General features: G+C 38.5%; 5 protein-coding genes and 2 pseudogenes. 3 read left to right on the top strand and 4 right to left on the bottom strand.

Translation table 11 applies throughout. The features are described from left to right. Positions 1-335: dTDP-4-dehydrorhamnose 3,5-epimerase family protein (locus AFK68_RS17200; RefSeq protein ID WP_143437973.1), on the top strand; the 335-nt coding region annotated here is incomplete at its 5' end. Positions 336-1,406: 1,071 nt separating this feature from the next. Here AFK68_RS17200 and AFK68_RS17195 read toward each other — a convergent pair. From AFK68_RS17195 to AFK68_RS45555, 3 genes are all read right to left on the bottom strand, one after another. Further along, the gene (locus AFK68_RS17195) at positions 1,407-1,589 is read right to left on the bottom strand and encodes a hypothetical protein (protein WP_094672698.1); all 183 of its coding nucleotides are present in this window, start codon (positions 1,587-1,589) and stop codon (positions 1,407-1,409) included. Between the two features lie 620 nt (positions 1,590-2,209). After that, positions 2,210-2,905, bottom strand: a complete 696-nt coding sequence (locus tag AFK68_RS45560; protein WP_094673833.1) for an alpha/beta hydrolase — start codon at positions 2,903-2,905, stop codon at positions 2,210-2,212. Between the two features lie 20 nt (positions 2,906-2,925). Next, positions 2,926-3,374: alpha/beta hydrolase (locus tag AFK68_RS45555; RefSeq protein WP_371357433.1), on the bottom strand; the 449-nt coding region annotated here is incomplete at its 3' end. Positions 3,375-4,430: 1,056 nt separating this feature from the next. Between AFK68_RS45555 and AFK68_RS41945 the strand changes: the two are divergent. Both AFK68_RS41945 and AFK68_RS17170 read left to right on the top strand, forming a co-directional pair. Then, positions 4,431-5,300 (top strand): annotated as a pseudogene (locus tag AFK68_RS41945) (transposase); the annotation flags it as partial. Positions 5,301-5,462: 162 nt separating this feature from the next. Next, on the top strand, positions 5,463-5,648 hold the full coding sequence (locus AFK68_RS17170) for a hypothetical protein (RefSeq protein WP_094673829.1): 186 nt from the start codon (positions 5,463-5,465) through the stop codon (positions 5,646-5,648). Positions 5,649-6,510: 862 nt separating this feature from the next. Here the strand turns inward: AFK68_RS17170 and AFK68_RS17165 are convergent. Then, a pseudogene (locus AFK68_RS17165) lies at positions 6,511-6,972 on the bottom strand (sodium:proline symporter); the annotation flags it as partial.

The following is a 6,972-nucleotide window of genomic DNA, read 5'->3' as shown; positions in this document are numbered from 1 at the left end:
TATTACGAGCAGTTGTGGGAGAAATATTTGATGTTGCTGTAGATATTCGGAAAAATTCTCCTAATTTTGGTAAGTGGGTAGGTTATCTTTTAAGTGCAGAAAATAAACGACAACTTTGGGTGCCTCCTGGTTTTGCTCATGGTTTTTTAGTAGTGTCTGAAACTGCAGATGTTTTGTATAAGACTACTGATTATTACGCACCTGAATATGAGCGTTCAATTTTGTGGAACGATCTAGAAATTGGGATTAGTTGGCCTTTAGATGGAATTGAGGTTAAATTATCTAAAAAAGATGCAGCAGGAAAAACTTTGAAAGATGCTGATTTATTTGCATAAAACAGTTATCAGTTATCAGTTATCAGTTGAAGTGGAAAAATTTTCTAGTAAATAACTTTTAAAACTTTGACAAGATAGTTGGGAAAATTTTACTAGCTAAAGGTAAGGATTTAGGTCTTATGGAAAAGTCTATAAATCTTGATGGATAAGCATTTCCGGCAATTGCCTCCCAAATTATATTCTCAATTATAAATGGCTACAAACCTTTATTTTCCTCATTATTGAGAATGAGACTATTAAATTGCTGAGTCAGTCGCTTTCAGAAGTCTCTCTATAACTGGGTTTAAGATACCTGAATCCTTACAGCTAAAATTGTTTTTAATAGAGGGCTTAATTTTGCCTATCTAAACTTAGTCAAAGGCAGATCGAAATTCTATTGTATCTTGTAAATCAAAAAATATTACTACTCTAATTTTTACTTATCTTCCATATTGACCCATTTGACAATTACCATTTAACTTCCCTGGCGGGAAGTCCCGCGCTCTCCGGTGGGGGAGCGTCGTATGGGAAAGCCAGGGCCAAGATTCGGATACCTCCACAAGCTAAACGTTCATAAGTCCTTGACAAGCTAGGATGATTTTGTTATTGTAAGCGTCATCACAGNAGGGCCAAGATTCGGATACCTCCACAAGCTAAACGTTCATAAGTCCTTGACAAGCTAGGATGATTTTGTTATTGTAAGCGTCATCACAGGGGGAGGACATCACCTCTGTTAAAACAGCGGTCAGTTTTTGCTGACTGAAGAATCTCGCTTTGTCGCGTAAGCGCAACGTCGGGAGTATGTCAAGAGCATTTCTCAAGTAACATTATTGTTATTCTGAGGAGAAATACTTTCTTTTTCTATCTTACTTAAGGATTACTTCTGTACGTCGCCAATCCGACGGCTACCCTATCTGAATTGCGGGTAGCGCTATATCTACCTGATACATCAGTTTCCGAAGCTATGAGGTACAGTTGTTTTTATTCTTTTCTATTCTCTATTCTCTATTCCCTATTCCCTATTCCCTATTCCCTATTCCCTGTTCCCTCAAACCTAAAATTTTTTACCTCATAACAACGGGAAGCGCTGTATTAGGAAAAATAAACATTAGGTGTAGATAGTATCGCTGCTTCTTTAGGAGAACTTAATTCCTCTGTCGGAGCTGGTGCTGCGAGGTCACCTGGTAGAAATATACGAGCGCTGACTGCCACCATAGCAATTAAAAATATGATTACTACGATTAATGGAGCAATATATTGACGAAAAATTTGCATAGTTATTTTTAAGTCAGAATGTTAAATTTACCTATAGGGAAGTTCTATGGAACATCTCTACTGTTTGCATAGAAAGTGTACTTCTTTGACACTCCACAGACTAAAGTCGCGTGGATTCGTGACTAGGAGCTGTAAATCAGGTTAAAACCACGATTTACACATTGCACGGTTCCCGAAAAATCGAAACGGCCACATTGCCAGTACCGTACCGTAGTACGCATACAGCAGCAGTAGGGGCGAACGGCCGTTCGCCCCTACNCAAAGACCATTGAGGCTACTTTTTAAGTTATTGATTAATTCACTCGCTCTGAGATACAACGTGCTGACTAACGGCTGGAAACAGAGTGCTGGTAAGCACCGGGCTACCTTTTCGATTAACCACCCTGTACGGACGTTGCATGCAACGTCCCTACGAAAGCGTCCATTAGCTATCGGGCTTTCACCATGCTTCAGAGGTCATTGTGTCTTAATGCCTTAATTATAACAGGTTTTGACTACGGGTTAAAACCCGTCGCGTCATTTCCATCCAGCCGTTAACACAGGCTGGTTTCCCACTTACCAATTTTTTATGATGAATTTAATTTTAGCAAGATTTACAAGTTTTGGAGTTCTAATAGTATTTAATATTTCAGATGCTCTGCCAGAAAAACAGCCATCTTTTGTCGTGCTAACTCTGACTCTGGCAACTCCCAGTTAAGTGTTTGAAAAACGTGCCACATTCCCTCATAAGGGTCAAACTTAACCGGAATTTTTGCCTGATCGAGAATCTGATAATGGCGAACAGAATTACTAAAGAAAATTTCTGTTGTACCAACCTGAATCAAAGTTGGAGGAAAACCCTTATTATAGTCCCCATAGACAGGAGAGACATAAGGGTTTTTATGATCGGCAGGATCGGCGTAGGCATTAGCTGCGTTAGCCAAAAAGTTATCATAGACTAATATTGGGTCTCTATCTTTGATAGTTTCGTAAGTATCGCCGGTTTCTGTAATATCTGACCAGCACGACCAAAGTACAACTGCGGCAGGCATACTTAAGCCTTGGTCGCGCATTTTTAGTACGGTTCCAGCGGTAAGTCCACCTCCAGCAGAATCTCCATAAATTGCTATGTTTTCCAGTTCATAGCCTTCTTTTATCAGTTCTTTAATGACCTGAATAATCTGATCTGTAATTTTATCCCATTTAGCAAAGGGAGCTACAGTATAGTCAACAGATACTACCCTTAACCCTGTTACATCGGCAACAGGTACTGAACTGGTGAGGGTAGATGCAGCACTAAATAGTACATAAGCACCTCCATGAAGATAAATAAGCACTTTGCCATTGTCTTGCCAGNTCTTTTATCAGTTCTTTAATGACCTGAATAATCTGATCTGTAATTTTATCCCATTTAGCAAAGGGAGCTACAGTATAGTCAACAGATACTACCCTTAACCCTGTTACATCGGCAACAGGTACTGAACTGGTGAGGGTAGATGCAGCACTAAATAGTACATAAGCACCTCCATGAAGATAAATAAGCACTTTGCCATTGTCTTGCCAGTTTTTGGGTTTGACATCTAGAACAGGTACACCACCTAATTTTTTCTCTTGAACGACAGGTTTGTAATGGTCAACAACCTTTGCATTATCCTCTTTTTTACTTTCTTCGTTTTCCTGCCAAACTTTTTTCCAAACATCAAGATCGTCAGTAGCTGGAAGACTTTTTGTATTTTGCGGAAACTGGCGTAATACTTCCTGTGCTTCAGGGGAAATAGTAGTTGGAACGCTGTAATAGCTAATCATCATAAAGTTACTTATTATTTATTATTAGGACTTATATCATGTCCGGTAGCATCGGTATTGTAAGGTAAGGGTAAGGAAGAAGGCTTTCATTAATTGATAATTGATAATTACCTCTGGTTAAAACCCCACGGGAATTGAAGATAAGGAAATTCAAGAGCACTTTTCTCTTGGTCGATTGGATATGGCGTTTAGCTGGCGCACAACTTCGTTAACGGCTGTCGCCGACATATAAAGCGGAGCGGCTCTGCAAGAGCGGGAAACCTGTCCCTCCGGGACGCTGCGCGACATGTAACGCGAAGCGAAACGCCATCCCATCCTAAGGTCATGCTCCGCTTGCCTACCGCTTTTTCCCCTATCCAAGGGGAGGCTTCAAGGCGCGAATTATTTAATTATTAATAATTAATAATTACCTACAACAGAAGGTTTAAGAGCCAGAAAAAACTTAAATTTCCTGTAGTTATTAACCCTGGGGTTTACACGCTCCGATACCAGCGGACATGATATTACGCAGATACACTATACTATATAGAACCCCTGAAGGGGTTCTATACGCGAATTATAGATGGGGAGTATGGGGAGATGGGGGTATTTTTCTACCTTTTTCCCTATTTTATTTCTCAATCTCTTGACTCCTGACTCAAGAGCCAAAAACTCTCAGCTTTGCAAAGATACCCAATGGCTTCTATATGGGTTCCAAAAACTATAACGTTATAGAACTTTAAAATTAGAGATTGAGAGTAGGGGAGTAGGGGAGTGTGGAGAGATGGGGAGATGGGGTGTATTAGATATCTCCCACTCATCCAATCATCAAATCAATTATTACCCACAGGACTTACGCCAAGACAGTATATATAGTGTATAGCCAACAGAGCGAACGCTAGAATTTTTTAGAGAGCGATCGCCTAAACAACAAAATTCGTGAGGAACCTAAAGATAGGCATTTATAGTTTATTTACCTTCTATGTAGATGTTGCTTGACTATCGATCGTAAATTGAGCCAAAATATTCGTGCTTATTATAGAATAATATTATTGTTGATTTGAGCTAAAAATATGAATTTTAATTATATTGATCCCATACCAATATTTGCTAAATTCTCATACAAACTATACTATAACTAACCTAGCAAATTACCTAGAAAATATTAGCCATGATACGATTAATCGTTATTTAAGAGTAGAATCTTTAAATGCACAAGATTTATGGCAAAATGTCAAAGAGGAAATTATCCAAGATACAGAAGCATACGTAATTTTTGATGATACAGTAATTCATAAAAAATAGGCGAATAAAATTGAACTTGTGCGGCGACAATATAGCGGTAATGAACATCAAGTAATTCGAGGAATAGGAGTAGTTAATTGTATTTATTTTAATCCCCAAACCGAGCAATTTTGGATACTAGATTATCGTATTTATGATCCAGATAGTGACAAAAAAACTAAAATAGACCATGTTGAAGAAATGATATTGAATGTGGTAAATGAGAATAAATTACCATTTCAAACTGTATTGATGGATAGTTGGTATGCAACGCCAAGATTAATGGCATTGATAGATAATATGCGAAAAATTTATTATTGCCCCTTAAAAATAAATCGTTTAGTGGATGACACTGGTGGTGTAGAAAAATATAAAAGTATTGCTAAATTAACCTGGGATGAATCAGAAATAACATCAGGTAAAATAATAAAAATTAGAGGTTTTCCAAGAGATAAAAAAGTCAAGCTATTCTGGGCTACTATTTCTGCCAATAGAACAGAATATATTGTGACTAATGACTTAAGTCAATCTTCGACAGATGATGTATAATTCTAGTCGCAGACTAGATGGAAAATCGAAGAATTTCACAGAGAAATCAAGCAGTTAACAGGAATAGAATTGTGTCAATGTCGTCTGGCAAAAATTCCAAAAAATCATATTGCTNAAGTCAAGCTATTCTGGGCTACTATTTCTGCCAATAGAACAGAATATATTGTGACTAATGACTTAAGTCAATCTTCGACAGATGATGTATAATTCTAGTCGCAGACTAGATGGAAAATCGAAGAATTTCACAGAGAAATCAAGCAGTTAACAGGAATAGAATTGTGTCAATGTCGTCTGGCAAAAATTCCAAAAAATCATATTGCTTGCTCTATGTTGGTCTGGAATCATTTGAAAAAAGTAGCTGACATTTTGGGAAAAACTATTGATCAACTCAAACATCAATTACTATCTAAATATCTAGTATCTGAACTCAAACATCCTACCATTAAAATGATAGCTATTTAAGTTTTTCTCACTCTTAGAAAGGCTCAGAAATACTTGGCGATCGCTCTCTGAAAATTATAGCGATCGCTCTGTTGGTTATGCGCTATATCTATATATAGTGTCTTTGCGTAAGTCCTGACCCATTTTTTCTCAATTAATTCTCCACCAGGACCTATTTTCTGGAGATACGCTTAGGGGTTCTATAGATGTGTAGTGTTTACAACTCANCGATCGCTCTGTTGGTTATGCGCTATATCTATATATAGTGTCTTTGCGTAAGTCCTGACCCATTTTTTCTCAATTAATTCTCCACCAGGACCTATTTTCTGGAGATACGCTTAGGGGTTCTATAGATGTGTAGTGTTTACAACTCAAAAATACCTAAGTCCTGAATTATACCCAATTTGATAGTTACAGTAAAATACTATGGAAAACTATTACAGCGCTTTTCAGATTGATGAACCACATCTTCATAACCAAAACCCTGTAGGGGCGTTTTGCTGACGGCATGGGCTTCGCCTTTTAATGTCGGCGACAGCCGTTTAGCTAGCGCACAACTCCGTTAACGCTTCGCGACATATAAAGCGTNGCGCTTTTCAGATTGATGAACCACATCTTCATAACCAAAACCCTGTAGGGGCGTTTTGCTGACGGCATGGGCTTCGCCTTTTAATGTCGGCGACAGCCGTTTAGCTAGCGCACAACTCCGTTAACGCTTCGCGACATATAAAGCGTTTGCGGAGCATTCCGATAGGAAAGCTTTGCGCCAGTAAAACGCCCCTACTGTGGTCTACTGAAATGAAAACCGCTGTAAGATATTTCCGTATAAACTTTAGTATTAGGTTAAGCTGGAGTTACTGATAACTGTTAACTGACAAGTCATTTACAACAAGTCGTCATCATCTAACCCTGGTCTTGGCATGGGTAAAATTTTCGACTTATTGAGTTGTCGTAACCACATCCCACTGAAAACAGCAATAATGAGGAATATCCAACCAATGTTTGGCTTGAGCAACAGGAAACCACCAGTCCCTAACAACGCTCCAAACAATAATAATATAGATGCCAAAACCTTTTGTAAATCTTTAGCCAAATTTTGTGCAGGAGCTAAACCAGTTGCTGCTCTTTGTCTTTGCCAACCAGGACCTCCGGGAAGTGATCGCCGATAAAATTCTTCTAAAGTTGCATCAGACTCTTGGGGTGTGACTAACATTGCGACTACCCATAAAACTGTCACGGTTATAGTAATAAAGATAATTCGCAAACCAAAATCTTCTATTTTGAAAGCGGGAACTATACTGGTTGCCATCCCCACAAAAAAGCTAGCGATAATAGCTGTTAATTC

Origin of the sequence: Hydrocoleum sp. CS-953, from assembly GCF_002260545.1 — a bacterium.
In the GTDB taxonomy this organism is placed as follows: domain Bacteria; phylum Cyanobacteriota; class Cyanobacteriia; order Cyanobacteriales; family Microcoleaceae; genus Trichodesmium.
Note: the sequence above shows the minus strand (reverse complement) of the source record. Positions and strands in the feature narration are given on the sequence as shown.